Here is a 26,250-nt window from a genome sequence, read left to right on the forward strand (position 1 = left end):
GTCAATAAAAGAGGCTTAACGATAATCGAACAACGAGAAAATAGGACTTTTCGGATAGCACTTGCGATCGCGATCGCGATCGCGATCGCTGTGATAGAAAGATAACGGGAAAAGTCAGGTAATTCAATCCATTAATAAAATTAAATATTGAAGAATTCAGAAACTAGAATTTCAAATTAATTAGTGGAGACAGCTTGCGGAAATGGCAAAGTCGGACAAAATTTATTCTAACTCCTGATTGCTGATTGCTGATTCCTGTTAAATAAAAATAAATAATAAAAACCCCCAGTACGGAACCGAGGGTAAAAAAAGTAATACTGTTTCACCTAATGTTTGCCAGAGGTATAACTCATTTATCCTTTGCTGCTATGCTTTTGGCAGTAGCAAGCCCAAGAATAACCAGTTTTAAAATGTTACACCATATGACCAAACTTTGGTATAAAGAAATTTTTGTCTAGTCACAATAATTACATATAGCCACAGGGGGTTTGAGGTATTAGAGTAAGCCACAAAATGAATGATCCTGTGTTGTCATGCTGAGGAACATAGGCGAAAGACTTCCCGAAGGGTAGCATCTACGCGAGATTCTTCGTTCCACCCTGCGGGAAGCAAGCTACAGAATGACATTGGGCATTTCTTTCTGTGGAGTTCTCTTATCCCAAAATGACGTAAGCACCCATTAGGTTGAGATTAAGTAATTGCCCCTTAGTATGTAACAAATGTATTAGGGGCACGCCATCGACGCACCCCTAATACATTCAAAACTAAATTGAACTAACTAACATTTGCCAAAAGTAACTCAGGTTGCCCCGTCTTAATTACCTTGACTTGTCCGTCATCATCAATATCTACAACTGCGGTATCCCCATCCGTTACTTGACCGGAAAGCATAGCCTCCGCCAATGAATCTTCCAATAACCGCATAATCGCTCTACGTAAAGGTCTTGCCCCATAGCTAGGGTCGTAACCTTCTTGTACAACACGGTCTTTGAAGCGTTCCGTAACTTTGAGAATAATACCTTTATCAACTAGGCGGTTAGCAACATCCTTGAGCATAATTTCCGCAATTTGCTTAACTTCATCCTTCTTCAACTGAGTGAAGACAATAATGTCGTCGAGACGATTGAGAAACTCAGGACGGAAGAAAACTTTAAGTTCCTCGTTAACCAAAGTTTTGATGCGGTTGTAACTTGCTTCGGCTTCATTCTCCAACTGGAACCCTAAACCACCACCACCTTTTTCGATTACCTTGGAACCAATATTGGATGTCAAGATAATTAAGGTGTTTTTGAAGTCAATTTTTCGACCTTTGGCATCACTGAGGTGTCCGTCATCGAGCATTTGCAGCAATGTATTAAATACATCGGGGTGCGCTTTTTCGATTTCGTCGAAAAGAATGACACTGTAGGGTTTGCGACGTACAGCTTCGGTCAACTGTCCGCCTTCATCGTAGCCAACATAACCTGGAGGCGAACCAATCAACTTACTGACGGTGTGGCGTTCCATATATTCGGACATATCGACACGAATCATCGCATCTTCCGCACCGAAGAAATAAGCCGCCAGGGATTTCGCCAACTCAGTTTTTCCGACCCCAGTTGGACCGGAGAAAATAAAACTAGCAATGGGTCGATTGGGATTTTTCAAACCAACACGAGCGCGACGAATAGCACGGGAAACGGCGCTAACTGCTTGCTCTTGACCGATGAGACGTTGGTGCAAGGTGTCTTCAAGGTGCATTAGCATCTCAGACTCAGATTCGGTGAGCTTATTGACGGGTACACCAGTCCAGGAAGCGACAATTTGGGCAATGTCTTCTTCATCAACCACCGGATTGCTGACAAAATCGGCGGATTCTGATTTAAGTTGCCCTTCCAGTTCGATTTCCTTGTCCCGCAGGCTACCTGCTTTGTCAAAGTCTTGGGTGCGAACGGCTTCTTCCTTCTGTTTGCTAACAGTTAGAAGTTCCCGTTTAATTTCGCGGCTGGTGGAGTGCATCGAGTTCCTTAAACGGACGCGAGAACCTGCCTCATCGATTAAATCGATCGCCTTATCGGGAAGGAAGCGATCGCTAATGTATCGATCTGATAATTCAGCAGCTGCAATCAAAGCTTCATCGGAAATTGTGACGCGGTGGTGTTGTTCATAAACAGAACGTAAACCGTACAAAATCTCAATGGTTTCGGGAACAGTCGGTTCACCCACCTTAATCGGTTGGAATCTCCGTTCTAGGGCAGCATCCCGTTCGATGTGCTGGCGATACTCATCGAGGGTGGTAGCACCCAAACACTGTAATTCGCCCCTTGCTAAAGCTGGCTTGAGAATATTGGCAGCATCCATACCGCCTTCAATTCCACCTGCACCAACCAAAGTATGAATTTCATCAATCACGAGGATGATATTTCCGGCGCTGCGGACTTCCTCCATGATTTTCTTGAGTCTTTCTTCAAAGTCACCACGGAAGCGTGTACCCGCCACCAGGGAACCCATATCCAGACCAATTACTTGCTTGTCTATTAGGCTTTCCGGCACATCCTGATTGACGATGCGCTGTGCTAAACCTTCTGCGATCGCGGTTTTACCAACACCAGGTTCGCCAATCAAAACAGGGTTGTTTTTGGTTCGACGACCGAGGATTTGGACGGTGCGCTCAATTTCTTTTTCGCGACCGACAACTGGATCGAGTTTGCCTTCTTGGGCTAACTTGGTGAGGTTTTTGCCAAATTCTTCGATGATTGGATTTTGCTGGTTGCGACGCTGACTGCTACCACCAGATGTCCCCGGAGCAACCGCCACATCTTCACCCAAGCGGCGAATTACTGATGTGCGGACATCTTTGAGGTCTATAGCGAGATTTTGTAGGACTTTAGCGGCGACACCTTCGCCAGCTTCGGTTAATCCCAGAAGTAAATGTTCCGTGCTAATGTAATTGTTTCCTAGCGTGCGAGCTTCTTTAAAAGCTTGCTCGAATAAACTTTTAACCTTAGGAGTAAAAGGAATTTCTGGTGGTACGAAACCAGAACCTCTACCGATAATTTTTTCTACTTCTCGACGTGCGTCTTTGAGAGTCACGCCCATATCACTAAGCACTTTAGCGGCAACCCCGTTTCCTTCTCCAATCAATCCCAGGAGAATTTGCTCTGTGCCTACGAAATTATGCCCCAGTCGGCGAGCCTCCTCCTGAGCTAACATGATTACTCGGATGGCTTGGGAAGTGAAGTGTTCAAACATAAGCGGGTTATTGCCTCCCTTGCTGCTTGGACTTAGAGTGAAATTTGTTCTCACCCTGAGTTGAAGTTGTTTGTACTTTTATAAAGACAATGTATCTTTATTTAACGGCTGATGACAGTGGTGAGAGCCGTATGCTTAAAGTTGTGTTAGCCGCCTACTTAAGTGTAGGCTCGATAAGTACTTTAGCGTTTGCTTTGACCATTGCCGAATTGCTAGTCATTAGGGATGGCTGTTGAGTAATCAGTCTGGCAGTGTTTTTAAGACAAACAGCCAGAAGTTGGATAAAACAACAAAAATTCCCAAAATTTATAAAATATAGAGATTAGTACTTAGAGGAAGTTAACCAATCTCCGGCTTTCACCGGACCTTAAATTTAATAACCTGATACGAGATAGCTCTATTCTGGCTTATAGAATAGCATTTTCGCTTTCTTCCTAAAAACGACTCAGCGCTGATAACTGCGATCGCGACTACCCAAATGACTAAAGACCAGCAACATCCCCTTTATAACAGAGATAGACCCACTGTGGAAAGCTTAATTGCTGCGGAACCCAGTGATACTAACCTAGCAGAATTAGCGCGATTACGTATCCGCTATCAAGATTTCCCAGGCGCTAGGGATATTCAGACGGATTTAAATAATATCATGCAACAGTGGGGTTTGACTGAGGATGAACTTTTTGAAAAAACCCGCGCTATCCATGATGTAGGTGGAATTTATCAAAGTCGCGGCAAAAAGGAAGAACAGGATTGGAATTAGTTTTTGGGAATGGGGTATTTGTACTGTGTTAGGACTTACGCACTGTACAAAGGGACTATGTTGTATATCAACGTAAATACATTGTTCGGTTCCTTTTATAAATTACCCTTTTTTGGTTGTTCCTAATCAAGCTTTAAGCGCTAAAAAGCATACCCCCTATCTTGATTTTTCTGTCAATGCGTAAGTCCTATGTGTTATGTTTCAATTCAAAAATAAATAATAAATTAATTAATTAAAGACGTTCCATCGGAACGTCTCTACTATTGGAATGATGTGGTTGGGAAGGGAATACCAAGAAATAAATTACCCCAATTTTTTGTAGGGGCGGGGTTTCCCCACCCTTAAAAGTGATACGGTAATAAGTCTCATCAATTAAGCTGTTTTCCACTCAGCAGGTGCTGTTGTTGTTGTTCTTTCCGAAGCTGTTGTACCATCCATGAACCAAATTGCATCATCTCCTGTGGTGGAGTTACGCCAAAATATATCAGTTTTGCCGTCATCGTTGAAATCCCCAAGCCTGTATTGCCGCGATGAGTCTGTTTTCGGCAAAAATGCAGATGTTGCAATACTACTACCATCCATTAACCAAGAAGTATTTTCCCCGGTTCTGCTATTGTGCCAAAAGATATCAGTTTTTCCATCACCATTAAAATCACCGCTACTAGGTTTCCAATCAGCACCCATATTATCTAAGTTACCGCTAAAAATGAGGGTTCCATTCATTACCCAAGCGGAGGTTTCTCCTGTTGCTTGATTTTGCCATAGTAAATCATTTCTACCATCACCATTAAAGTCTCCAACGGAATATTCCCAAAAGGAATCCATTTTTTGGAGGAAGGAAGCAGAGTAATTAGTTCCATCCATTAACCAAACCGCAGTTTCGGTGGTATTTTTATTTCTCCAAAATAAATCGCTTTTGCCATCTCCATTAAAATCAACGATGTCGGGAGTCCAAGATAAATCTTCTGTTTTTGGTAAGTAAGCTGCGGTGGTTATTGTTGTATTATCCATCAACCAAGTTGCATTTTCACCTGTTTTGGTGTTATGCCAAAAAATATCACTTTTACCATCACCATTAAAGTCGGCAGTTTGAAAGTTCCAGGTATTGTCAATTGTTTGTAGTTGGGTTGTGCTGGCAACATTAGCACCATCCATTATCCATAGGGAATTTTCGCCTGTTTTGGTGTTGCGCCAAAAAATATCACTCTTGCCATCACGATTAAAATCACCAAGTTTGTAATCCCACTCAGTGCCGACTTTTGGTAAAAATTTTGCATCAGCAATTCTTTCACCATCCATTACCCAAATAGCAGTTTCACCTGTTTGACTATTACGCCAAAATAAGTCTCTTTTTCCATCTCCACTAAAGTCAGCATTGGTGGCAGGGTTACTAAATATTGAGTTAGGATTTGGGTTGGTTTTGGGTACATTTGATGCCTGATTTGTAATTTCATCAGGTTTTGATTCTGAGGATTTTCCAAAGGAGAATGAATAGCTCGGATCGAGCATATCTCCAAATTGATTTGGAGGTAAATAAGCACTTACAGAATTAAGATTACTTGTAGGAAGATTTAGGGATTCTTTGGATGCAATCATAATACATTTTTACCTTTTATACTTAATATTATCTTTAGAGATTTTATTGAGATATTCTGTTAATTAGTAACAAACGTACTATTGACAAAATGTGATAAATTACTCTTTTTGGAAAAATTAAAAATTAGTTGTTTGCAGTAATTATGCTTGTTAAAAATATGACCAAAAATTGATATCCCCAACTTCCGTGGGAAGTCGGGGATACTGGTTTTCATTGTCCTAATTTTTTAGAAAGTATACCAACCTACTGGAGTCGCAGTTGTGGGAGTGACAGTACCATCTGCTGAAACAATCATATTGTCACCAGTACTGTTGTTGTGCCAGAATGACTCAGTAGTTCCGTTACCGTCAAAATCACCAAAGCTAGATGTCCATTCAGAACCTAGTGATTGTAAAGTGGTTTCGGTTGCGGTTGCACCATCCATTGTCCAACCTTTATTTTCACCAGTTCTTTGGTTACGCCAAAATACATCAAGTTTTCCGTCGTTGTTGGAGTCACCATAGGAGTACTTCCAATCAGAACCTGTACCTTGTGTTGGTAAAGATGCAGCTGTTGGTGTAGTACCATCCATCAACCAGGTTGCATTTTCACCTGTTTGAGCATTGTGCCAGAAGATATCAGTCTTCATGTCACCATTGAAGTCGGTTGCGGAGAATTCCCAACCAGCACCAAAGGTTTGTAGCATGACTCCGTTGACTGTTGTGCCATCCATCATCCAGAGTGCGTTTTCACCAGTGCTGTTATTGTGCCAGAACAAGTCTGTTTTGCCGTTGCGATCAACATCAGTAACGGTGTAGCTCCAGTTGGAATCGGTGGATGGTAGGAATGCAGAACTAGCAATTGTTGCACTGTCCATTTGCCAGACAGCGTTTTCGTTGGTTTGCTTGTTGTGCCAAACTAAATCGCTTTTACGATCGCCATTGGTATCGGCAACGGTGAAATCCCAATTACTATCTAAAGTTGCGATCGCAGTGTCGGAAACTACTGTTCCACCATCCATTATCCAACTGCTGACTTCACCGCTATTTTTGTTTTTCCAAACTAAATCGGTTTTGCCATCTCCATTTAAGTCGGAAATTTTAAAATCCCATTCCGCTCCACGGGATGGTAAAGCTACCCCTGTTGGAGTCGCTCCATTCATTAACCAAATGCCAAATTCGTTAGTTTGAGCATTTCGCCAAATTTTGTCAGTTTTCCCATCTCCGTTAAAGTCGGGATTTATTGCTGCACTACTAAATATAAGATTTGGATTGGGGTTCAATCCTTCTGCTTCTACGGTATCTGATGAACCGTTTAAACTAGAAGTATTATTTGGATAAATACTATCATCAAGGTTAGTTGAGGTTGCAGTATATTTTGAAGCACCAACTGTCGTATTAAGCTCTGTGGATTTGTTTGAATCAAACATAATTGGTAATTGGCAACATGTTCATCACCATTTTTACTATCGCTTGGTTATTAAAAGTGTTTACTCCTAACTAATAATGGCTTTTTCAAATATATTTGTCTATTTATTTTGTTCGTCAATAACATTGTTTAATTCAGTAATTTTCGCATAAAAATATCTCCGATTTTTTTCACTAATTAGGGGATATTAACTAATGGGGTAAACACTGTAGAAATGCTTTTGCTTCTGGATGTGGAGAATTAATAAAATCTTCCGGTTTCTCTAATACTACTAATTCCCCTTGATGCATTAATCCAATTCGCGAAGCTAGTATAAATGCTTCTTGAATATCATGGGTGACAAAAATAACTGTTTTCCCTAATTCTTGCTGCAATCGTTTAAATTCTTGTTGAATTTCTAAGCGGGTAATTGGGTCGAGTGCGCCAAATGGTTCGTCCATTAACAGCATGGGAGGGTCGCCTGCAAGCGCCCTGGCAACCCCTACACGCTGTTTTTGACCTCCTGAGAGTTGGTGGGGGTAACGTTGGGCAAATTGGGCGGGTTCGAGTCCAACTAGGTGTAATAATTCATGCGATCGCGTTTTGATTTGTTTGGGTTTCCAACCTTCTAATGAGGGTACTAATCCGACGTTTTGTTCAACTGTAAAATGGGGAAATAAGCCTGTTTCTTGGATTACGTAACCTATCTTGCGTCGCAATTTGATTTCATCCCATTTATGTGTGGGGATATTATTAAATAATATTTCTCCTTGGGTTGGTAATAGTAGACGATTTATTAGCTTTATTGTTGTTGTCTTTCCGCTTCCACTACGTCCGAGTAATATTAGTGCTTCTCCTTGATGAATGGTAAAGTTGAGGTTTGATACTAAGTTGTGTTCGAGATGACGAAGTGTAACGTTTCTGAATTCGACGGTAGTTTGATTTTGTGACATGGGGAGGAGTATATAATATATAAAATATTTTATCTCGCGCGGAGGCGCAGAGGGGAGGAGAAGAGATATTTAGGATAGCAACTGAATTCTGTCGGTAATTTTTACTAGAGCTTTTGTGGTGGAGGTTGGGGAGGTGTATAGTTACAGGTATGTAATTCTGTTTCAATATTTAAATTAGTCTCGTTATATTTATGCTGTCTCGGAAAAATATTATTGAAATTTTTTCTACTTTTATTCAATTCGATGCAGAACGTTTTTATTGTTGGGCTACGGATGGACGTTTGCGTCGAAGTATGCAAGTTCATATCAGTAATTCTCCGGATGAGTGTTCGGAGGATATTTGGGCGATATATTGGCATAAGTGTTGGCAGAAGCCAGAAATGGCAGGTATTGCGAAGCAACATTTGAGTGCTTATTTGCAGGAAGCTTGTTATTGGAATTCACAAAAAATGACACAGACATTTACGAATACTCAGCATACATTATCTGACTTTTTTCAGATTGGGATAATTCAGTGCGATCGCATTCTGAAGGGTTTTAATCCGAGTCAGGGTTTTGTTCTCAAAAATTATGCTAGTACTATTTTTGGTACTGTGATTCGAGAAACTCTACGTCAACGTCATGAGGTGGATATTTGTTCGACTTGGGGCATTTTACGGAAAATTAGCCAGAAGCGTTTGCTGGAATCTCTGGAAAATGCGGGTTTGTCGAAGGATACGATTACTTGTTATGTAACTGCTTGGAACTGCTTTAAGTTGATATATGTTCCTCACCAAGCTAGTACTAGTCGTCAACTTTCCCGTCCTGATGATAAAATTTGGGAGGATATTACTAAGGCTTATAATTCTCAGATTATTGGTCAAAATCTACCTCAAGTAAATTCCCAAGGTATTGAAAGCTGGATGCAAGCTTGTGCGAAAGCTGCACGCAATTATTTATATCCTACTATCTCCTCCATCAATGCAACTACGGGAAGCGATGATGCTTATGAGTTTGTTGATAATATTCCTAGTAATGAAGAAGATTCTTTGTTAACTGAGATAATTGCCACGGAAGAGCTACAAATACGTACCTTACAACTTGCCCAGATGAATCAAATTTTAATTGATGCAGTCAATAAACTCGATGTAGAAGCTCAAGCAATCCTTAAACTTTACTATACGCAAGGATTTACTCAGCAGCAGATTGCTAAGGAATTACAAATTCAACAATATACGATTTCGCGCCGCATGTCTAAAGTGCGAGACACTCTACTAAAAACTTTAGCACAATGGAGTCAAGAAAAACTGCATATTTCTATGACATCAGACCTACTCAAGAGTACAAATGCAGTTATGGAGGAATGGTTGCAATCTTATTATTCAGGAGTTAGAAGTTAAGAGAACTGCCCAATCCCCAAATCCCCAATCCCCAAATATCATGACAACCAACTTATTTACTTTTGTGTCGCCTAGCGATTTAATTTTAGAAATACCGCAAAATGCTTATAATCAAGCTTGGGAAAAAACGCGATCGCATTCTAATTCAACTTCCCGCTATCAAGCATATCTAAATGAACTTTGCCTGAGCGCTATTCTACCCTGGTTACAGGAAGACATTGCACCGCAGGCAAAGGTATGGTTCAATACCACTGCTTTACCCAGTTTTTGGGAATTGGTAAATGGAACCGCTATCTGTATTGACGCAACCCGTGTTATCTTGGTTCCACACGAAAGCATTGATTTGAGCGAGTTACGGGTTCCTCAAGAATGGGTAGATATACCAAGTTGGAGGGGTGATTATTATCTTGGTGTGGAAATTGAACCTGAAGATGGGTATGTACGCATTTGGGGTTACAGTACCCACACACAACTGAAAAATCAAGGTGTTTATGATGCTACTACCCGTACTTATGCTCTTGATGCTAGCGATATTATAAATGACATATGCATATTTTCCGTCGCTCGTCAAGTATGTCCCCATGAAATTACTCGCAGTGATGTGGCAGCATTACCAGCTTTAAGTACAACCCAAGCTCAAAACTTGATTACACGACTTGGGGAACAAAGTATGCTTGCCCCTCGTTTATCGATTCCCTTTCAGACTTGGGGTGCATTAATCGAACACGGTGGATGGAGAAACAATTTATACCAACGTAGGGCTGGACAACCAGAGCAATTTTCTGTATTCCAATGGTTGCAAAGTGGCATATCGCAAGTAGCGCAAGAATTTGGTTGGGATAGTCTCAACATGCAATTAGGTGCAGTAGCACGTAGCACGGAGGAAGCGACCATACAAAATATACTTTCCCGTCAATTAACCATAGCTGGACAAAATTATGAATTGCGGGTAATACCTCAAATTGAAGAAGAAGGTATAATATGGAGATTTGAGTTGCGAAATACAGCAGTTGGAGGGGTAATTCCTGGAGGGTTTAAACTGCGACTGCTGACAGAAGACTTACAATCATTTCCTGATAACGAAAGTGCGGCAACTACAGCCACAGAAGTACTTATAGTGGAAGTAGCATTAGAATCAGGAGAAGGAATAGTTTGGGAAATTGAACCATTACCAGAAAATTGCGATCGCGAAATTCTTAGATTCTAGATATTCCTCTCTATATTCCTCTCTGCGCGACTCTGCGTTAAAAAACAGAACCAAACAAATTCAGATGTTCCCCGCAGACACCTTTAATCTAAAATTACATTAGGATAAAAAATATTCAAAATCAAAAATTAGACCCATGAGAGAAAACAACAGCCAGCAAGTAAGAATATGGGCAATGCTGTGTCATCTCTCAGCTTTAGTGTGGATACCATTGGCTTTCTTCTTATTGATGAGAATTCCGTTATATATACCCTTTTTAAACATATTAGCTCCATTTACAATTTGGTCTTTTAAGAAAAAATTAAATCCTTGGATTGATTTTCAAGGTAGAGAATCCCTCAACTTTCAGCTTTCACTAGCAGTATATAATTTAATTATTATTCTGATTTTAGTATTAGTTTTTTTGATAACCTGTGTGATTGCGATCGCAGGATTTATTCGTAGTTATCAAATCAAAAATATTTTCCAAACAATAATTCTTTTCTTTGCGATCGCAACCTATTTGATGATGATGTCACAGCTAATTTTTGTGAGTGTCGCAGCAATAAAATCCTATCGAGGAAAATACTATCGCTATCCTCTGACAATTCGCTTTTTACGGTAGGATAAAATAGGGAATTTAGGATTGCTATATGGAACGGGGTAAAATTGGTGTTGCAGTTATTGGTACAGGTTTTGGTCAAAAAGTCCATATCCCTGGCTTCCAGGAGCATTCTCGTACAGAATTAGTGGCAGTTTACCACCGCGATATAGAAAAAGCAAAAAAAATTGCGAGACTCCCGCAGGGAGTGGCTGCCCCCATCGCAAACAACATCCCATTCGCTAGCGATAATTTTACAGAAATTATTAATTTACCAGAAGTTGAAGCTGTCAGTATCTCGACACCACCATTTCTACATTATGAAATGGCAAAAGCAACCCTGAATGCAGGCAAACATTTACTATTAGAAAAACCAGTTACATTAAACGTCAACGAAGCGAAAGAGCTTTATCAACTTGCACAGAAAAAAGGTGTTATTGCAACGGTTGATTTTGAATTTCGTTGTGTTCCTGGATGGCAATTATTTTCCGAATTGTTAGAAACAGAATATGTAGGGAATAAACGATTAATTAGAATTGATTGGTTAGGTGCTTCCCGTGCAGATAAATCCCGTCCTTGGAATTGGTATTCATCCCAAGAAAAAGGTGGTGGTGCATTAGGTTCTTTGGGTTCCCATGCATTTGATTATATTTATTGGTTGTTTGGTTCGGTACGTCGATTAAGTGCAAATTTTACCACTGCAATTCCCCAAAGAATTGACCCAATTACGGGTGAATTAAAGTTAGTTGATACTGATGATACTTGCATGTTAATGTTGGAATTAGCAGATGGTACACCATGTCAAGTTTGTATTAGTGCGGTAGTTCATGCACCTCGCCCCCATTGGTTAGAAGTATACGGTGATAAAGGGACTTTGGTATTAGGAAGTGAACACCAAAAAGATTATATTCATGGGTTTCGGGTATGGGGAAATCAAGTTGGTAAACCATTAGCAGAAATTGAAATTCCCAATCGTTTAGTGTTTCCCAAAAATCATGCAGATGGAAGAATTTCGGCATTTATTCGTGTTATCGATAATTGGATACAAAGTATTGATAAAGGAGAAGAAATAGTACCTTCTTTAAGAGAGGGAGTTTATTCACAATTATTAATGGATTTAGCCCATGAATCCAATCTAAAATCCCAATGGGTTTATGTTCCAGAATTAAAGGATTTTTTGGGAGATAGTAAATAGCACAACAACTATATAGGATTTTCTAGCTTCCTAATATCCAAATTTATCTGCGTTTATCTGCGGTTAATTACTTATTCCTATATTTAATTACGAAAAGATACCAAACCAGTTATAATTATTGTCATGCTTTATGATTGTTCTTGGGAAAATGAATTTACATCCCTTAATTTATTACTTCACAATTATGAACACATCAAACTGTTTACAAAAAATCAATTCTTATATAATCCTGATTCCATTATTAACTATCTTCGCTTTACCTAAAGAAGTATATGCTTGTGCTTGTTGTGCAAATGCAGGAGAATGGTCACAGACTTCAAATAAACTTGATGATTATGAATTTAAAGAAATAAATCGCTTACAATTTACTCCAACAGCTAAAATATATCAGAGTGCAAGAGGAGAGAATATAGGAGTTGATTCTAACTCAACCAACTATACTTTATCACTGACTAAAAAACAGAGAATTTGGAATTTTTTATTTAAAGATGAGCAAGGAAAAACAGGAACCCTATCTTTAACTATTCCCACTAATGGAGTCACTTTCAAAACTGATTTATATGAAAAACCGCAAGCTGGAGGTAGTGGAACTCAACTTTATAAAGAATTACGTTTAGAGGGGAAAGTTACCGGGAATGGGATATTTGCTAAAGGTATAGCCCCTAATACAAAATTTCGTCTTGTTTTACAAGGAAGAGGTGGTGCTTGTATGACTGCTGAAGATTTTAAAACCTGGAATTTACAGATTTTTGGTTCTCACGGTAACTATTCATTTTATAGTTCGTTAAAATAAGGAATTCAGCGATTGTGTAACCCAACATTAATCTAGATAATCGGAATTTGTATTTTATTTAATTCAGATTCCTAAATAATATACTGTGAAAGGCTTAAAAGCCGACTAAATATAGAACCCCTCTCCAACCTCTCCCCTTACTAAGGGGAGAGACTTAAATTTCATAGTTTTAGGTTGAAAAAGTAAAGTTTTTAACTGTTTTTGGTATATACCGCAAACGGCTTAAAATTTGATTAATATAGAACCCCTCTCCAACCTCTCCCCTTACTAAGGGGAGAGGCTTAATAAATATTAGGTTTGGCAGATAAAAGGTATAATCCTTAGCCATTTTTAGTATAATTAAGGGACTGTCAGAAAACAAAATATTCCAGCTTATATATATCTATCAATCTTATCCTGAACAAGGACGGGAAAACCCCGCCCCTACAATTTTGGAGAATGTATTTTGAGTATTACTTTATACGGTTAAAGCAGCTTCCACCTTTACAACCTCATCGACAACTGTACCCGTCAAACTAAATGGTCGTACCTGGTTAATTTTCACCTTGATTATTTTCCCCTTCAATTCATTAATATCCCCAGTAAAGAACGTCAAACGATTACCACAGGTTCTTCCCATCACTTGCATGGCATCTTTCGGGTTTTGTTCTTCCACTAACACGGACTCAATCCGTCCCATATATCGTTGCGATCGCACGGCTGCTTTAATATTGACTAAGTGGTTGATTCGTTGCAATCTATCCTTTTTCACCTCTTCGCTCAATTGCCCATCCCAAACAGCCGCAGGAGTTCCTGGACGTGGGGAATATGCCGCAGTATTCACCAAATCAAAACCAATCTCATCCGTGAGTTTCAGGGTTTTCTCAAACTGTTCCTCAGTTTCTCCAGGAAAACCCACAATTGCATCAGCAGTAATAGATGCATCTGGCATATATCTGCGAACCATATCGATGATGCGACGATATTTTTCCTGGGTATAACCCCGTGACATCCGTTTCAATATTTCATTGTCACCTGATTGGAAAGGTATATGGAAATGCTCGCAAACCTTGGGTAACTCAGCACATGCCTTAATTAAACGCTCAGTAAAATAACGGGGGTGAGACGTAGCAAAACGAATCCTTTCAATTCCCGGTACATCGTGAACAAAGTACAATAAATCAGTCAAAGTGTATAAATGGCGACCCTCCGGTGTAGTCCCCGGTAAATCCCGTCCATATGCATCGATATTTTGACCCAACAACGTCACTTCCTTGTAACCCTGTCTTCCCAACTCCTCCATCTCCTCGCGAATCGCTTCTGGTGTTCGCGACTGTTCCACTCCTCGCACATTGGGAACCACACAATAGGTACAGCGCTCATTACATCCATAGATGACATTTACCCAGGCAGTCGCTTTACTATCGCGGCGAGGTTTAGTGATATCCTCCATAATATGGACTGATTCCGTCGCCACAACTTGATTCCCATCAAAAACCTGTTGTAGTAAATCTTGGAGACGATTTGCGTGTTGTGGTCCCATTACCAAGTCTAATTCGGGTACTCGAAGCAACAACAATTCCCCTTCCTGCTGTGCCACACAACCCGCGATCGCGAGGATTAAATCTGGTTCTTTGTGTTTACGAGCAGCTTGTCTACCGAGGTGGGAATATACCCTTTGTTCAGCGTTATCACGAATGGAACAAGTATTATAAATGACTACTTTAGCGTTATTTGGGTCTTCTGACCATTCAAAGCCCATGTCTTCTAAGATGCCAGCCATGCGTTCGGAATCGGCTTTGTTCATCTGACAACCGAAGGTTGTAATGTGGTAGCGGCGTTTTGAAGTGGTCATAATTTTAGGCAGTAGGAATTAGCGATTAGATTCTAAAGATAAATAACTATTGATAGATTATAGTTTTTTTGTCACCGCGATCGCACAACAGAATAAATGGGTAAATGGGATTTTCACAGATCGATTACCCATCCTCTGACTTTTGGCTTGCTGTTTGATTGAAATTGTTTGATGCTTTGACACTATCGAGACTCAAGCTACGGAGTTCAAAAGCTTATCAATACTGGAATTTAGAACTTACCTTCAGAGGAAGGAGGAAGGTGGATTATCATACACTTTTTTTTACAAAAAGTAACTACCATTAGACATATTCTTAACAAAAAATAACTGAAATTAGCCGTATATTCTTAGTTAGTTAATCTTTTGTTAATCTTGCAACTGAGTAACCTCATAATCCAAAGCTGGTGTTAAACTTGACCCGAACTTGTGTGATGATAGTAGCGATCGCCTTACTTTTCCTTGGCGGTCCCCTAACAGGTAATGCCTTCGCTCAAGCAGTTACAGCCACAGACTTGAAAAAAGTAGCGGATGCTGTAGCTGCCGCTCAAACCTCCGGAGATACAGCTTTTGTACTGATATCTGCGGCATTGGTGTTGTTAATGACACCAGGTTTAGCTTTCTTTTACGGTGGATTTGTGCGATCGCGTAACGTCCTGAATACGTTGATGATGAGTTTTGTAGTCATGGCAATTGTCGGTGTAACCTGGGTTTTATGGGGTTACAGTCTGGCATTTGCCCCTGGGAACGCAATTATTGGCGGGTTTAAGTGGTTGGGATTAAATGGAGTCGGGGTAGAAACAACTGGCTATCTCAAAGGTTCAAACCCAACTGAAGTGGTTTCCTATGCCGGAACCATTCCCCACCAGGCATTCATGATTTACCAAGCAATGTTTGCCATCATTACCCCAGCCTTAATGTCAGGTGCGATCGCAGAAAGAATGAGTTTTACTGCCTACTCTTTGTTTGTATTGCTGTGGTCAACCTTTGTTTATTCACCTTTAGCACATATGGTTTGGGCAAAAGGTGGATTGTTAAGTTTGTACGGTGGATTAGGGGCGTTAGATTTTGCTGGTGGTACGGTAGTTCATATTAGTTCTGGTGTTTCGGCACTAGTCGCAGCAATCGTTCTTGGACCTCGCAAAACCTACCCCGATAAACTCAGCCCTCCCCATAATGTACCGTTTATTTTGTTAGGTGCTGGTTTGTTATGGTTTGGTTGGTTTGGATTTAATGCTGGAAGTGCCTTATCTTCTGGAGGATTAGCGACTACAGCATTTGTTAACACCAATACTTCAGCCGCAGCTGGGGCTTTAATCTGGTTAATTTTAGAAAAAGTATTGCGGGGTAAACCGACAACAGTTGGTGCCGCTACTGGTGCTGTGGCTGGGTTGGTGGGGATTACTCCTGCTGCTGGGTTTGTGACACCACTAGCAGCGATTTTAATTGGTGCAATTACCGCATTTGTTTGTTTCTACGCAGTCAGTTTCAAGCACAAAGTCCAAATCGATGATGCTTTGGATACTTACCCCCTTCACGGTGTTGGTGGTACAGTGGGGGCGATTCTCACGGGTGTATTTGCCACTGTTGCTGTCAACTCAGGTGGTAAAAATGGTTTGTTGGCTGGCAACCCTCAAGAGATGTTGGTGGAATTTGCTGCGATCGCGATCGCATATGTTGTTTCTGGTGTTGGTACTTGGATTATTCTCAAATTTGTTGATGCAACAGTTGGTTTGCGCGTCAAAGAAGAAGCAGAACTCCAAGGTATTGATATTAGCGAACATGGAGAGGAAGGTTACAACGAAGAATTTGGCGATCGTATTTCCATGAGCAGCAGACATTAATTAATTTTTAGTTAAAATTTCAGGGTTCAAATTTCCGGCTTCCTGATGGAGGTCGGAAATTTTTGTTTTATGATTCAGTCAAACCGCAAGCTGCTTAAATTATAAATAACGAGACAGAATCCGCATAATTTCGGTGGATATTATTATTCTTTTCCCTCTAAACTGGTATTAAATTTTACTTTTATTATGATTGATTTACCAGAGGGTGCAAGCATTATTATCCTCATAGATGCGGATAATATCGGTTCTTCTCAAGAGATTGAACAGATATTGAAGAAATTACGGTTCCATCGTGGACTTGTCATCAAACGGGCTTATGGAGATTGGTTCGCAGAACAATTGAAGGGCTGGAAACCTATGCTTACTGAATACGAAATTGAACCTATTCATTCCCTTCCGACTCCTACATCTGGGAAAAATGCAACTGACATAAAACTCGTTATTGATGCAATGGATTTATTGCATACCCACAAGATAGATTATTTTTGCATTGTCAGCAGCGATCGCGATTTTGCGCCACTAGTCCGTCGTATAAAACAATCTGGTCAAACAGTTATTGGTATCGGGAGACAAAACTCAGCATCTATCCTGAAAAATGCCTATCATCAGTTTATTAATCTTGATCAACTGGCGAATTGTAGTATCTCTACAACTTCACAACCGACACTACAACTAATTTCGGGAAATACTAATAATAGTTCAACTAACACAGCTAAACAAACCAATTCAAAAACCTTTACAAAAGAGCTATTAGAAATTACTCAAGCAGCTTATAAAAATGTTGCCTCTAGTGGTGGATGGGTTACAGTAGGACAACTCGAAGCCCAACTCAACTTATTATGCCAGCAGAAATTAAAGCAAAGTTTTTCCTGTAAACTTTTCGGATGTAACAGCCTTGTCAAACTAGTAAATAAGGTTGAGGTTTTTGAATGGGATTCAAAACAGGCAGACAAAACAAATACTAAAAATAAAAAACTTAGACTAAAGCAAGCAGCATAAAGTTATCTTTCATCAATTATCAGTCACGCATTATGCTTTTGGCTTACCATCGTCGATCGACACTATAAAAATCGAATTTCTTATCCGCACTGATGATTTGGATATCTTCTGCGATCGCTTGAGCAATCAATAGTCGATCGAAAGGATCGCGATGATGCAATGGTAATTTGGCGACAACCGTCAGATGCTGTAGCGTAATTGGAAGAATTTCAATACTATTGAGTGCTATTTGTTGGGGAATAAAAGTTTCATAGGCATCTGGCAAGGTTAGTTTTTTCAGGTTGACTTTGATCGCGATTTCCCACAAACTGGCAACACTGAGCAATAAATCGACATCAGATTCAAGTAGTTTATTAGCATTATTACTGAGTTCGGAACTGTCGTTGACGAACCAGAGAAAGGTGTGGGTATCGAGGAGTATTTTCATTCCATATACTCCTTAAAGTCTTCCAACGGCTCATCAAAATCTGGAGCCATCCAAATTTGACCTTTGGCACTGCCTTTTTGTCGTCGTTTGCGATTAGGGGAAAACTGAATTAATTTAAGTATGGGTTGATTATTACGGGTGATAATTATTTCCTCACCTTCCAGAGCCGATTGCAGAATTTGGCTAATTTTGGCTTGAGCTTCATTTATATCGACCTGTTGCATTATCTAGTATTCCCAATCTTTATTTCTAGAGTAGCAATATTTGAATTTTCAATACTGCGATCGCACAAATTAAAAAAACAAAATTTTGCCCATCAACACTTCGGTTGAGTCGCTGAAATTAGGATTTATACAACATTATCAACTAGGTCAATCTGTTCCAATAGAATTATTGGGATGGGGTTTCGGCGAAGAAAATTGATTATTTTGTGTAACTCTAACCAAAAATCTTAGCGCTTCGTTCACTGCATCAGCACTCGGAAACATTTCAGCCACGTCAGGTTCCAAACGAATCACAACACCACCAAAGCTTTTGCGTCCAGCCCCAAGTTTTCTCACCCTTAGGCTCTTCAAGTCATATTCTGCCCTAAGTTCGTCTTCCAGTTCTGAATTATCGTTCTTCATAAATTTCTCGTTCGAGTCGTGTTAATTCCCTTGCACTGATGAGGCGAATTGAATCCCCTCTCTCTGTATATGACACAATTAGCAAACGTCCTCGTTTTGACTCCCCAACAATAAGATAGCGTTCCTCATTGACGGAGTGTTCTGGATCGTAGAAGTCAACGTAGAGTGAATCATCAAAAACAGTCTGTGCCTCCTCAAACGAAACCCCATGCTTTGACAAGTTACTTGCTGCTTTATTTGTATCCCAATCAAACTTCATTTTACTACCGTCAATTGATTTACATGCGATCGCACAAATTAAAAAACAAAATTTTTCCCATTCAGAATCTTGACACAACCCTAACGCCCTAATACCAGCACAGATACAATCCCTAACAATCCTACTCATTAAATTATTATTGACTTTTTTATACAAACATGTTCTAAAATCAATTCCATATCGTATAATTACTTGCTTCTCCCACACCTAACAATAATCACTTCTCGTGTCTTCATCAGTCAAAACCCCAAAATCTCCAAACGACTCGAAAACTGCCAAAAAAGCCAAAACTATTCCCCTTTGGGCTTTTTTATCGCTGCTATCCAACCTGATATTAATCGGGGCTGTGGCAATGCTATTTTGGCGACAGGAACGTGCAAATGGACTTTTTAGCGCAATCCCAGCACCAACAATAGTCCCTAACCCATCACCAACCCCTACTCCTGAACTGGGAAAACGCCACAAACTGACCTACAAACAATGGGAAGATGTCCTCAGGAGTGAGGCAAATATTGCAGCGATAAAACGTCCTCAGCGTCTGACGGTTTTGGCTGGAGATTCCCTATCTTTGTGGTTTCCAACTGAGTTATTACCGCAACAAAGGGAATGGTTAAATCAGGGTATTTCTGGGGAGACTAGTGAAGGTTTATTTAATCGGTTGGATATATTTGATAAGACACAACCGGAAACAATTTTGGTGATGATTGGAATTAACGATTTTGTCAAGGGAATTAGTGACGAGGACATTTTAGAAAATCATCGCAAAATCACAGCTTATCTACAGAAGAAACATCCCAAAGCCCAACTTGTAATTCAATCAATTTTGCCCCACGGTGGGGAAAATGCAACTTGGGAAGGACGAGATAAGTTATTAGCTATTTCTAATCATCGTATTCGTGAGTTAAATGAGAAATTAAAGGATTTAGCCACGAAACAAAACATTAAATATTTGGATTTACATCCTTTATTTGCTGATAATCAAGGTAATTTGCGGAACGACTTGAGTACGGATGGTTTGCATTTGAGTAAACAAGGTTATTTAGTTTGGCGTTCGGCTTTACAGCTTTACAGCAATATGATGTTAGAAGAGCAAAAAGTACCAGTTTTAAATAATCAAAATAAATCGGTGATACCCAATCCAAATCCACGAAAGCCATAAATACTCAATATGCGATCGCACGCATCTATAATGAGAATATGGGAAAACCGTAGATAAAGCAGGTGTAATTATGCAGGCTATTTTTTGGACTGTAGAGGAAGTTGCCCAAAGAGCCAGACAGTTTTATGAAAATGGGATTCGTCAAGAAGTTGAGCATGGCGATAATATTGGCATGATGATTGTGATTGATGCTGAAACTGGCGAATATGGAATCGATAAAAGTGGCGTAGAATCAGGATTAATGTTGAAGCAGAAAAATCCCAACGCTAGATTATTTACCATGCGAATTGGTTATGATGTTGCGTTTAGTTTTGGTGCTTCGATGGAGCGTATCGTTGAATGATTCACGGAAGATTAATCGATCGCAAGGCTATAGTTCCAGTGATTTTTCGTTTACCACAACAACCAGATTTCTCGTTGAATTTTGTCGTAGATACTGGATTTAACGGCTATCTTACTTTACCACCCAAGCAGTCAGTGCAATGAATCTTCCTTTGCATTCCAGTACCCCTATCAAATTAGCCGATGGTAGCGAAACTTTAACAGCTATACATTTAGCGACTGTTATTTGGGATGATGTAGAAAAAGTAGTACTCGTTTTAGCTTCCGGTTATAAACCGTTATTGGGAGTTGCGATGATGGAAGGATATCATCTGGAGATAGATTTTGAAGATAATGGTTTGGTTTCCTTAGAAAAAATATCGTCTTCAATGTCATAGATTTTGAATTAGATAAATTTAAACGCGATAACTTCGTTGAGCTTCGCTAACGCACTATTCCCACGACTACAAATAAATCAATGCGATCGCAATCTCTCCAACTACGAACAAATTAATGCGATCGCACTCTAACCCAAAGCACCAAAAAACGTCATTGTCAGCAACAAGCGATCGCACTCCAACCCAAACGACAAAAACCAAGCTGTCATTGCGACAAAAGAAGCGATCGCAATATCTCCACTACAAACAAATCAATGCAATTTCTAGCCCATTCCTCCTTTATAATTTGAGAATATAGGAAAAATAAGACAAACACTATTTATGAGTATTTCCCTAACTCCTGAATTAGAGCAATTTATCCAAAGTCAAGTAGCAAGCGGTAAATATACCTCCACTGAGGAAGTGATTATTGCGGGTATTAAACTACTGGAGGAACGGGAAAATATTTACAAAGGTAGATTTGAGGAATTAAAGCGGGAAATTGCGATCGGGGTTGAAGCTTCCGAACGTGGGGAAGTGATTGACGGGGAGATAGTTTTTCGTCAACTAGAGCAGAAATTAAAACAGCGTCGTCAACAAGCAGGTAAATGAGTAATATTTGTAGATTTACTGCTCCTGCAAGTCGAGATATTGAAAGTATAATTGATTATATCGCTGATAACAGTAGTTTTGATGCTGCTGAGTCTTTGCTAAAGAAAATTAATCAAAAATGTCGTAATTTAGCAAGTTTTCCGAATATGGGACGTAGACGTGATGAACTTTCTCCCTTTTTGCGTAGTTTTCCTGTGGATGATTATTTGATTTTTTATCGTCAAATTGAAGATGGGATTGAAATTACACGAGTTGTTAATGGATATCAGGATTTAGATGCATTGTTTGAGGAAGACTCATAATTACCTTTTCCTCTGAGACATTTCTTTCAAACAGATAGCATAATTACCCCGAACCGTCATGGTATTTGGATGAGCAATACCTAAACTTTGTTCGCATATTTCCAAAGCTTGGATAAAAAGAGGTTCTGCTTCATAGTGCCTTCCTTGGGATTGGTAGAGTTCAGCTAAATTGTTCAAACTGGTTGCATAATCGGGATGGTTTTCTCCGAGTATGGATTTTCTTAATTCCAAAGCTTGGATATAAAGCAGTTCTGCTGCTTCGTACTTTCCTTGGGATTTGTAGAGTTCAGCTAAATTGCTCAAACTGCTTGCATAATCGGGATAGTTTTCTCCGAAGATAGATTTTCTTAATTCCAATGCTTGGAGATAAAGAGGTTCTGCTACTTCGTACTTTCCTTGGGAATAGTAAAGTGCAGCTAAATTGTTCAAGCTGCTTGCATAGTTGGGATGATGTTCTCCGAGAATACGTTTTGTTAACTCTAATGTTTGAATATAAAGAGGTTCTGCATGATCGTACTTTCTTTGAGAGTAGTAGATTAAAGCTAAATTGTTCAAGCTTTGTGCATATTTGGGATGATGTTCTCCGAAAATGCATTTTGTTAACTCCAATGCTTCTTGGCAAAGGGGTTCTGCTTTGTAGTAATTTCCTTGGGAATTATAGAGTAAAGCTAAATTGTTCAAACAGCTTGCATAACTGGAATGGTTTTCTCCGAGTATGGATTTGATTAATTCCAATGCTTGGATATAAAGAGGTTCTGCTGCTTCGTACTTTCCTTGGGAATTGTAGAGTCCAGCTAAATTGTTCAAACTGATTGCATAGTTGAGATGATGTTCTCCAAGAATGCGTTTTGTTAACTCCAATGCTTCTTGGCAAAGGGGTTCTGCACGATCATATTTTCCTTGGGAATCGAAGAGTAAAGCTAAATTGTTCAAGCTGCCTGCATAGTCGGGATGGTTTTCTCCCAAACGGGATTTTATTACTGAGACACATTGCTCGTACCAAGGTTCTGCCAATATATATAAACCCTGTTCATTGTAAAATCTAGCTAAATAAGTAAAAACCCAAATTAAATTTTCATCACTGACTGCATCAATTAAGTTTTCTGCGACTTCTGTTAAATGAGGAATCGCATTTTTGACTGAGTTGATTAATTCCAGGGTTGCAGAATCAGGAATTGTCTGAGCAATTTCGATAAAAGTGCTAGCAAATGCCTGTTTGAATTTGTTACTTCCAGCAGAAGCTATTAATTTGATTTGTAAAAATTCCCGAATTAAAGGATGTATTTTATAGTAATATATGCCTCCTTCTTCTAAGCACTGTACCAAGTGACGTTGGTACAGTTGCTCAATTGCTGTCTCAACATCTGACTCATCCCAATTGAGTGATTGAGTCATCGACTTTACCCATTCCCAAACAAAAATATCTGCTGCAAACAGACTTAATAACGCTGCAACTTGTTGTGTTTCCTGATTCAATTCTACCCAACTGATTTCAAATGCAGCTAAAACCCCTCGTTGTGCGGTACTCAATCCTTTTTGCTGCGGATTTATTGCTTCTTGATGTAGTCGCTGCTGTTTCAATTGCTCCAACATTTTCCTCAAAGTGAAATGCGGAGGCTTTTTAACTATATACCTTCCCACTAATTCAATTCCCAAAGGTAAATATCCCAACCATTTACATAATTCCTTGGCTGTTTCTATTTCTTGATTAAATTTATATTCACCAATTTTTTCGCCAATTATTTTTTTCAACAATTCCAAAGCTTCATCTGGGGATAAAACATCAAGGTGAATTTCCTCAATATTAGTATCTAAATTTCGCAATCTAGTTGTGATCAAAACCCGAAATCGATTTTCATTTGGCAAAAAATCTAATATATTATCTAAATCAATAACATCATCTAAAACCACCAATACCGAGCCTTCTAGTGGTTGCCAATTCTGCCATAACCATTTGACTTGCTGTTGTAAATTTAACTCCCTTCCCTGCCAAACTTGGGGTATTTCCAAACCAAAATATACAGCTAATTGTAAAATTTCTCCAGCAATATTTCCACCTCTCGCATTTATCCAACAAATCCCACCAGGATAATTACTTTCATGCTGTTGTGCATATCGTATCGCCAATTCAGTTTTCCCCACACCACCCATTCCAGCCACAGCAGAAATTGCCACAGGTTGGGATAAATTCAACTTTTCATGTAATAGCTGAAGTTCCCTTTCCCGTCCAACAAATTGCGACGAACCACGATAGGGAATATTTTTAATAGGTGAAAATATCGAATTTTTAGGATAGAAATTAAAATTATTTCCTTGAATAATAGGATTTGAATCTTTAAAATTTATTCCCTGCCAATTCTCATTACTCATAAAATTAGTTCGGATTTCATTACTGTTTGTATTCTGAGAATATTTAGACAGGCAGGATACCTGTTCCACAAGCAGAATTTGTTTTTTGATAATAATATTTGTGGAGCGGGCATCTTGCCCGCAGATAATATCTAAAACAGGCAGGATGCCTGTTCCACAAGTCAGGAATTATTTGCCGAAATTAAATGTATTTCCACTAATGGTTGGATTCGCATTTTTAAAATTTATCCCTTGCCAATTTTCGTTAACTATATGGGGATGTTCTTTCTTCAACAACTCCACCAAATCATTTATCGATTTTTCCAATCCAGAATTATCCTTCGCTACATCCTTTACCCCATTTCCCAAATCTACCAACCTTTCCCCAATTTCCGGGTTATCCCTAGCGACATCCTCTACCATTCCCACCAAAACAGCCTCCCCAATGTCCTGTCGTTCTCCAGCAGGTAAAGCCATTACTTTGGCAACATCCGGTGATTTAGCTTCCATCTGCCCTATAATCTCCTCATAACTGGTATCAAAACCCTTCTCGATTGCCCAACCAGCAAATTTATCACCAACATAAATCAAAAGCCCTAATATCCCCAAACTTAAAGGTTCCATTACCTTACCTCCAAAAGCTAATTAGGAAATAATACAAGCATAATTGCAGTGATTCCCCAAAAATAATGTATAACTTTTTTTCTAGTACTTATACTTATACTAAAGTGAACAGAAATAATCCCGACTCCCCATTCCCGTGGGAAAATAGTAGATAGTAAATTTTGAAGCTGTTTGTATAACCAAAATGGATACCAAAGCATTTAAGCGATCGCTCCAACAATCGGAAAACTACCATCGTCGTAGTTTTGGTCACCAAGCTGAAGTTGCAACCCAATTAAAGTCGGAATACCAAAGCAATTTAATTCAAGAGATACGCGATCGCAATTACAATTTTAAACGCGGTAATGTCACTATCCAACTAGCTCAGTCTTTTGGCTTTTGCTGGGGGGTAGAACGTGCTGTGGCAATGGCTTATGAGACTCGTCAGCATTTTCCCACTGAACAAATTTGGATTACTAATGAGATTATTCATAATCCATCGGTAAACCAACGTTTGCGGGAAATGGAAGTCAAATTTATTCCCGTTGAAGCTGGAAATAAGGACTTTTCTATCGTTGGCAGTGGTGATGTGGTGATTTTACCAGCTTTCGGTGCTAGTGTTCAAGAAATGCAAATTCTCAATGAAAAGGGTTGCAAAATAGTTGATACTACTTGCCCTTGGGTTTCTAAGGTTTGGAACACAGTTGAGAAGCATAAAAAGGTCGAATTTACTTCAATTATTCACGGTAAATACAGCCACGAAGAAACGGTTGCGACTAGTTCTTTTGCGGGAATATATTTAATTGTTTTAAATATGCAGCAAGCTGAATATGTGGCTAATTACATCTTAAATGGTGGTGATAAAAATGAATTTATGGCGAAGTTTAGTAAATCTCATTCGGCTGGATTTAACCCCGATGTAGATTTAGAAAGAGTTGGTATTGCCAATCAAACCACTATGTTAAAAGGTGAAACCGAAGAAATCGGTAAATTATTTGAGCGGACAATGATGAAAAAATATGGTCCACAAGAATTAAACCAACATTTTCAAAGCTTTAATACCATTTGTGATGCGACTCAAGAACGTCAAGATGCGATGTTTGAATTGGTCAAAGAAAAGCTAGATTTAATGTTAGTAATTGGTGGATTTAATTCATCGAATACGACTCATTTACAAGAAATTTCTGAAGAAAATCACATACCCTCATACCATATTGATTGTGTAGAAAGAATTAAATCAGAAAATGAGATTGAACATCGCGAATTAAATGGAGAATTGCAGATAACAGAAAATTGGTTACCAGAAGGTGAAATTGTTGTTGGTGTTACTTCTGGTGCTTCCACTCCTGATAAAGTTGTCGAAGAGATTATTGAGAAAATCTTTGAATTGAAAGCATCAGCAGTGATGGTTTAGATTTAGATTTGATATCTTAACGATAAACCTACGGTTCGCTGACGCG

General features: G+C 39.3%; 27 protein-coding genes. 16 read left to right on the plus strand and 11 right to left on the minus strand.

The annotated features are described in order from the left end of the window. Window positions 1-774: 774 nt before the first annotated feature. Entirely contained in the window at window positions 775-3,231 is a 2,457-nt protein-coding gene (locus tag CK510_RS02330; protein WP_095720156.1) for an ATP-dependent Clp protease ATP-binding subunit, read from the minus strand. 478 nt (window positions 3,232-3,709) lie between these two features. Between CK510_RS02330 and CK510_RS02335 the strand changes: the two genes are divergently transcribed. Further along, window positions 3,710-3,991, plus strand: a complete 282-nt coding sequence (locus CK510_RS02335) for a DUF3288 family protein (RefSeq protein WP_095720157.1) — start codon at window positions 3,710-3,712, stop codon at window positions 3,989-3,991. A gap of 372 nt (window positions 3,992-4,363) precedes the next feature. Here CK510_RS02335 and CK510_RS02340 read toward each other — a convergent pair whose 3' ends face one another. From CK510_RS02340 to CK510_RS02350, 3 genes are all read right to left on the minus strand, one after another. After that, a complete protein-coding gene (locus CK510_RS02340) occupies window positions 4,364-5,587 on the minus strand; it encodes an FG-GAP repeat domain-containing protein (protein ID WP_095720158.1) in 1,224 nt (407 codons plus the stop codon). Window positions 5,588-5,814: 227 nt separating this feature from the next. Further along, window positions 5,815-6,996 (minus strand): FG-GAP repeat domain-containing protein, encoded by a 1,182-nt coding sequence (locus tag CK510_RS02345; protein WP_095720159.1) that lies wholly within the window; start codon window positions 6,994-6,996, stop codon window positions 5,815-5,817. Between the two features lie 190 nt (window positions 6,997-7,186). Then, window positions 7,187-7,927 (minus strand): ATP-binding cassette domain-containing protein, encoded by a 741-nt coding sequence (locus tag CK510_RS02350; RefSeq protein WP_095720160.1) that lies wholly within the window; start codon window positions 7,925-7,927, stop codon window positions 7,187-7,189. A gap of 191 nt (window positions 7,928-8,118) precedes the next feature. Here CK510_RS02350 and CK510_RS02355 point away from each other — a divergent pair, with 191 nt between their 5' ends. From CK510_RS02355 to CK510_RS02375, 5 genes are all read left to right on the plus strand, one after another. After that, window positions 8,119-9,306 carry a sigma-70 family RNA polymerase sigma factor gene (locus CK510_RS02355; protein WP_095720161.1) on the plus strand — a complete coding sequence of 396 codons (1,188 nt, stop codon included), beginning with the start codon at window positions 8,119-8,121 and terminating at the stop codon, window positions 9,304-9,306. A 40-nt stretch (window positions 9,307-9,346) separates the two neighbouring features. Then, window positions 9,347-10,513 carry a DUF1822 family protein gene (locus tag CK510_RS02360; protein WP_095720162.1) on the plus strand — a complete coding sequence of 389 codons (1,167 nt, stop codon included), beginning with the start codon at window positions 9,347-9,349 and terminating at the stop codon, window positions 10,511-10,513. 136 nt (window positions 10,514-10,649) lie between these two features. After that, window positions 10,650-11,117: a DUF4870 domain-containing protein gene (locus tag CK510_RS02365; protein ID WP_095720163.1), complete on the plus strand. Its 468-nt coding sequence runs from the start codon at window positions 10,650-10,652 to the stop codon at window positions 11,115-11,117. Window positions 11,118-11,145: 28 nt separating this feature from the next. After that, window positions 11,146-12,288 (plus strand): Gfo/Idh/MocA family protein, encoded by a 1,143-nt coding sequence (locus CK510_RS02370; protein WP_095720164.1) that lies wholly within the window; start codon window positions 11,146-11,148, stop codon window positions 12,286-12,288. A 148-nt stretch (window positions 12,289-12,436) separates the two neighbouring features. Beyond that, the gene (locus CK510_RS02375; RefSeq protein ID WP_245911813.1) at window positions 12,437-13,081 is read left to right on the plus strand and encodes a hypothetical protein; all 645 of its coding nucleotides are present in this window, start codon (window positions 12,437-12,439) and stop codon (window positions 13,079-13,081) included. Window positions 13,082-13,538: 457 nt separating this feature from the next. Here CK510_RS02375 and miaB read toward each other — a convergent pair whose 3' ends face one another. Then, entirely contained in the window at window positions 13,539-14,915 is a 1,377-nt protein-coding gene (gene miaB / locus CK510_RS02380; protein WP_095720165.1) for a tRNA (N6-isopentenyl adenosine(37)-C2)-methylthiotransferase MiaB, read from the minus strand. A 431-nt stretch (window positions 14,916-15,346) separates the two neighbouring features. Between miaB and CK510_RS02385 the strand changes: the two genes are divergently transcribed. Beyond that, on the plus strand, window positions 15,347-16,756 hold the full coding sequence (locus CK510_RS02385; RefSeq protein WP_095720166.1) for an ammonium transporter: 1,410 nt from the start codon (window positions 15,347-15,349) through the stop codon (window positions 16,754-16,756). A 186-nt stretch (window positions 16,757-16,942) separates the two neighbouring features. After that, entirely contained in the window at window positions 16,943-17,755 is an 813-nt protein-coding gene (locus CK510_RS02390; RefSeq protein ID WP_095720167.1) for an NYN domain-containing protein, read from the plus strand. A gap of 43 nt (window positions 17,756-17,798) precedes the next feature. On the opposite strand, the gene CK510_RS02395 is transcribed toward CK510_RS02390, so the two are convergent. From CK510_RS02395 to CK510_RS02410, 4 genes are all read right to left on the minus strand, one after another. Beyond that, window positions 17,799-18,182 (minus strand): type II toxin-antitoxin system VapC family toxin, encoded by a 384-nt coding sequence (locus CK510_RS02395; protein ID WP_095720168.1) that lies wholly within the window; start codon window positions 18,180-18,182, stop codon window positions 17,799-17,801. After that, complete coding sequence (locus CK510_RS02400) at window positions 18,179-18,406, minus strand: type II toxin-antitoxin system Phd/YefM family antitoxin (protein WP_095720169.1); 228 nt, start codon at window positions 18,404-18,406, stop codon at window positions 18,179-18,181. Before CK510_RS02400 ends, CK510_RS02395 begins: the two co-directional genes overlap by 4 nt. Before the next feature lie 147 nt (window positions 18,407-18,553). After that, window positions 18,554-18,808: a hypothetical protein gene (locus CK510_RS02405; protein ID WP_095720170.1), complete on the minus strand. Its 255-nt coding sequence runs from the start codon at window positions 18,806-18,808 to the stop codon at window positions 18,554-18,556. Then, complete coding sequence (locus CK510_RS02410; RefSeq protein WP_342745920.1) at window positions 18,795-19,196, minus strand: BrnT family toxin; 402 nt, start codon at window positions 19,194-19,196, stop codon at window positions 18,795-18,797. Before CK510_RS02410 ends, CK510_RS02405 begins: the two co-directional genes overlap by 14 nt. A 97-nt stretch (window positions 19,197-19,293) precedes the next feature. Here CK510_RS02410 and CK510_RS02415 point away from each other — a divergent pair, with 97 nt between their 5' ends. From CK510_RS02415 to CK510_RS02435, 7 genes are all read left to right on the plus strand, one after another. Continuing rightward, window positions 19,294-20,226, plus strand: coding sequence for an SGNH/GDSL hydrolase family protein (locus CK510_RS02415; protein WP_245911814.1), 933 nt, complete (start codon window positions 19,294-19,296; stop codon window positions 20,224-20,226). A 70-nt stretch (window positions 20,227-20,296) separates the two neighbouring features. Continuing rightward, window positions 20,297-20,569 (plus strand): hypothetical protein, encoded by a 273-nt coding sequence (locus CK510_RS02420; RefSeq protein WP_095720171.1) that lies wholly within the window; start codon window positions 20,297-20,299, stop codon window positions 20,567-20,569. Further along, window positions 20,566-20,712, plus strand: coding sequence for a hypothetical protein (locus CK510_RS33205; RefSeq protein WP_245911815.1), 147 nt, complete (start codon window positions 20,566-20,568; stop codon window positions 20,710-20,712). Before CK510_RS02420 ends, CK510_RS33205 begins: the two co-directional genes overlap by 4 nt. Beyond that, window positions 20,709-20,945 carry a hypothetical protein gene (locus CK510_RS33210; RefSeq protein ID WP_245911816.1) on the plus strand — a complete coding sequence of 79 codons (237 nt, stop codon included), beginning with the start codon at window positions 20,709-20,711 and terminating at the stop codon, window positions 20,943-20,945. Before CK510_RS33205 ends, CK510_RS33210 begins: the two co-directional genes overlap by 4 nt. A gap of 115 nt (window positions 20,946-21,060) precedes the next feature. Continuing rightward, a complete protein-coding gene (locus CK510_RS32515; protein ID WP_211293066.1) occupies window positions 21,061-21,243 on the plus strand; it encodes a hypothetical protein in 183 nt (60 codons plus the stop codon). A 23-nt stretch (window positions 21,244-21,266) separates the two neighbouring features. Then, window positions 21,267-21,536: a type II toxin-antitoxin system ParD family antitoxin gene (locus CK510_RS02430; RefSeq protein ID WP_095720172.1), complete on the plus strand. Its 270-nt coding sequence runs from the start codon at window positions 21,267-21,269 to the stop codon at window positions 21,534-21,536. Beyond that, the gene (locus CK510_RS02435; protein WP_095720173.1) at window positions 21,533-21,838 is read left to right on the plus strand and encodes a type II toxin-antitoxin system RelE/ParE family toxin; all 306 of its coding nucleotides are present in this window, start codon (window positions 21,533-21,535) and stop codon (window positions 21,836-21,838) included. Before CK510_RS02430 ends, CK510_RS02435 begins: the two co-directional genes overlap by 4 nt. On the opposite strand, the gene CK510_RS02440 is transcribed toward CK510_RS02435, so the two are convergent. Both CK510_RS02440 and CK510_RS02445 read right to left on the minus strand, forming a co-directional pair. Next, window positions 21,839-24,208 carry a tetratricopeptide repeat protein gene (locus CK510_RS02440; protein WP_095720174.1) on the minus strand — a complete coding sequence of 790 codons (2,370 nt, stop codon included), beginning with the start codon at window positions 24,206-24,208 and terminating at the stop codon, window positions 21,839-21,841. A 168-nt stretch (window positions 24,209-24,376) separates the two neighbouring features. Continuing rightward, complete coding sequence (locus CK510_RS02445; RefSeq protein WP_095720175.1) at window positions 24,377-24,811, minus strand: hypothetical protein; 435 nt, start codon at window positions 24,809-24,811, stop codon at window positions 24,377-24,379. Between the two features lie 184 nt (window positions 24,812-24,995). On the opposite strand from CK510_RS02445, the gene CK510_RS02450 reads away from it, so the two are divergent. Further along, window positions 24,996-26,204, plus strand: a complete 1,209-nt coding sequence (locus tag CK510_RS02450; RefSeq protein WP_095720176.1) for a 4-hydroxy-3-methylbut-2-enyl diphosphate reductase — start codon at window positions 24,996-24,998, stop codon at window positions 26,202-26,204. Window positions 26,205-26,250 lie beyond the last annotated feature (46 nt).

It is taken from the genome of Brunnivagina elsteri CCALA 953, assembly GCF_002289455.1.
Lineage (GTDB): Bacteria > Cyanobacteriota > Cyanobacteriia > Cyanobacteriales > Nostocaceae > Brunnivagina > Brunnivagina elsteri.

What these genes read in the sequence shown, in the direction of transcription:
- CK510_RS02410 (WP_342745920.1), bottom strand. Translation starts at nt 19,196, where the DNA reads ATGAGTAGGATTGTTAGGGATTGTATCTGTGCTGGTATTAGGGCGTTA.
- CK510_RS02350 (WP_095720160.1), bottom strand. Translation starts at nt 7,927, where the DNA reads ATGTCACAAAATCAAACTACCGTCGAATTCAGAAACGTTACACTTCGT.
- CK510_RS33205 (WP_245911815.1), top strand. Translation starts at nt 20,566, where the DNA reads ATGATTCACGGAAGATTAATCGATCGCAAGGCTATAGTTCCAGTGATT.
- CK510_RS02405 (WP_095720170.1), bottom strand. Translation starts at nt 18,808, where the DNA reads ATGAAGAACGATAATTCAGAACTGGAAGACGAACTTAGGGCAGAATAT.
- CK510_RS02390 (WP_095720167.1), top strand. Translation starts at nt 16,943, where the DNA reads ATGATTGATTTACCAGAGGGTGCAAGCATTATTATCCTCATAGATGCG.
- CK510_RS02340 (WP_095720158.1), bottom strand. Translation starts at nt 5,587, where the DNA reads ATGATTGCATCCAAAGAATCCCTAAATCTTCCTACAAGTAATCTTAAT.
- CK510_RS02375 (WP_245911813.1), top strand. Translation starts at nt 12,437, where the DNA reads ATGAATTTACATCCCTTAATTTATTACTTCACAATTATGAACACATCA.
- CK510_RS02420 (WP_095720171.1), top strand. Translation starts at nt 20,297, where the DNA reads ATGCAGGCTATTTTTTGGACTGTAGAGGAAGTTGCCCAAAGAGCCAGA.
- CK510_RS02370 (WP_095720164.1), top strand. Translation starts at nt 11,146, where the DNA reads ATGGAACGGGGTAAAATTGGTGTTGCAGTTATTGGTACAGGTTTTGGT.
- CK510_RS02395 (WP_095720168.1), bottom strand. Translation starts at nt 18,182, where the DNA reads ATGAAAATACTCCTCGATACCCACACCTTTCTCTGGTTCGTCAACGAC.
- CK510_RS02365 (WP_095720163.1), top strand. Translation starts at nt 10,650, where the DNA reads ATGAGAGAAAACAACAGCCAGCAAGTAAGAATATGGGCAATGCTGTGT.
- CK510_RS02355 (WP_095720161.1), top strand. Translation starts at nt 8,119, where the DNA reads ATGCTGTCTCGGAAAAATATTATTGAAATTTTTTCTACTTTTATTCAA.
- CK510_RS02430 (WP_095720172.1), top strand. Translation starts at nt 21,267, where the DNA reads ATGAGTATTTCCCTAACTCCTGAATTAGAGCAATTTATCCAAAGTCAA.
- CK510_RS02445 (WP_095720175.1), bottom strand. Translation starts at nt 24,811, where the DNA reads ATGGAACCTTTAAGTTTGGGGATATTAGGGCTTTTGATTTATGTTGGT.
- miaB (WP_095720165.1), bottom strand. Translation starts at nt 14,915, where the DNA reads ATGACCACTTCAAAACGCCGCTACCACATTACAACCTTCGGTTGTCAG.
- CK510_RS02345 (WP_095720159.1), bottom strand. Translation starts at nt 6,996, where the DNA reads ATGTTTGATTCAAACAAATCCACAGAGCTTAATACGACAGTTGGTGCT.
- CK510_RS02400 (WP_095720169.1), bottom strand. Translation starts at nt 18,406, where the DNA reads ATGCAACAGGTCGATATAAATGAAGCTCAAGCCAAAATTAGCCAAATT.
- CK510_RS02330 (WP_095720156.1), bottom strand. Translation starts at nt 3,231, where the DNA reads ATGTTTGAACACTTCACTTCCCAAGCCATCCGAGTAATCATGTTAGCT.
- CK510_RS02360 (WP_095720162.1), top strand. Translation starts at nt 9,347, where the DNA reads ATGACAACCAACTTATTTACTTTTGTGTCGCCTAGCGATTTAATTTTA.
- CK510_RS02450 (WP_095720176.1), top strand. Translation starts at nt 24,996, where the DNA reads ATGGATACCAAAGCATTTAAGCGATCGCTCCAACAATCGGAAAACTAC.
- CK510_RS32515 (WP_211293066.1), top strand. Translation starts at nt 21,061, where the DNA reads ATGCGATCGCACTCTAACCCAAAGCACCAAAAAACGTCATTGTCAGCA.
- CK510_RS02440 (WP_095720174.1), bottom strand. Translation starts at nt 24,208, where the DNA reads ATGAGTAATGAGAATTGGCAGGGAATAAATTTTAAAGATTCAAATCCT.
- CK510_RS02385 (WP_095720166.1), top strand. Translation starts at nt 15,347, where the DNA reads ATGATAGTAGCGATCGCCTTACTTTTCCTTGGCGGTCCCCTAACAGGT.
- CK510_RS33210 (WP_245911816.1), top strand. Translation starts at nt 20,709, where the DNA reads ATGAATCTTCCTTTGCATTCCAGTACCCCTATCAAATTAGCCGATGGT.
- CK510_RS02335 (WP_095720157.1), top strand. Translation starts at nt 3,710, where the DNA reads ATGACTAAAGACCAGCAACATCCCCTTTATAACAGAGATAGACCCACT.
- CK510_RS02435 (WP_095720173.1), top strand. Translation starts at nt 21,533, where the DNA reads ATGAGTAATATTTGTAGATTTACTGCTCCTGCAAGTCGAGATATTGAA.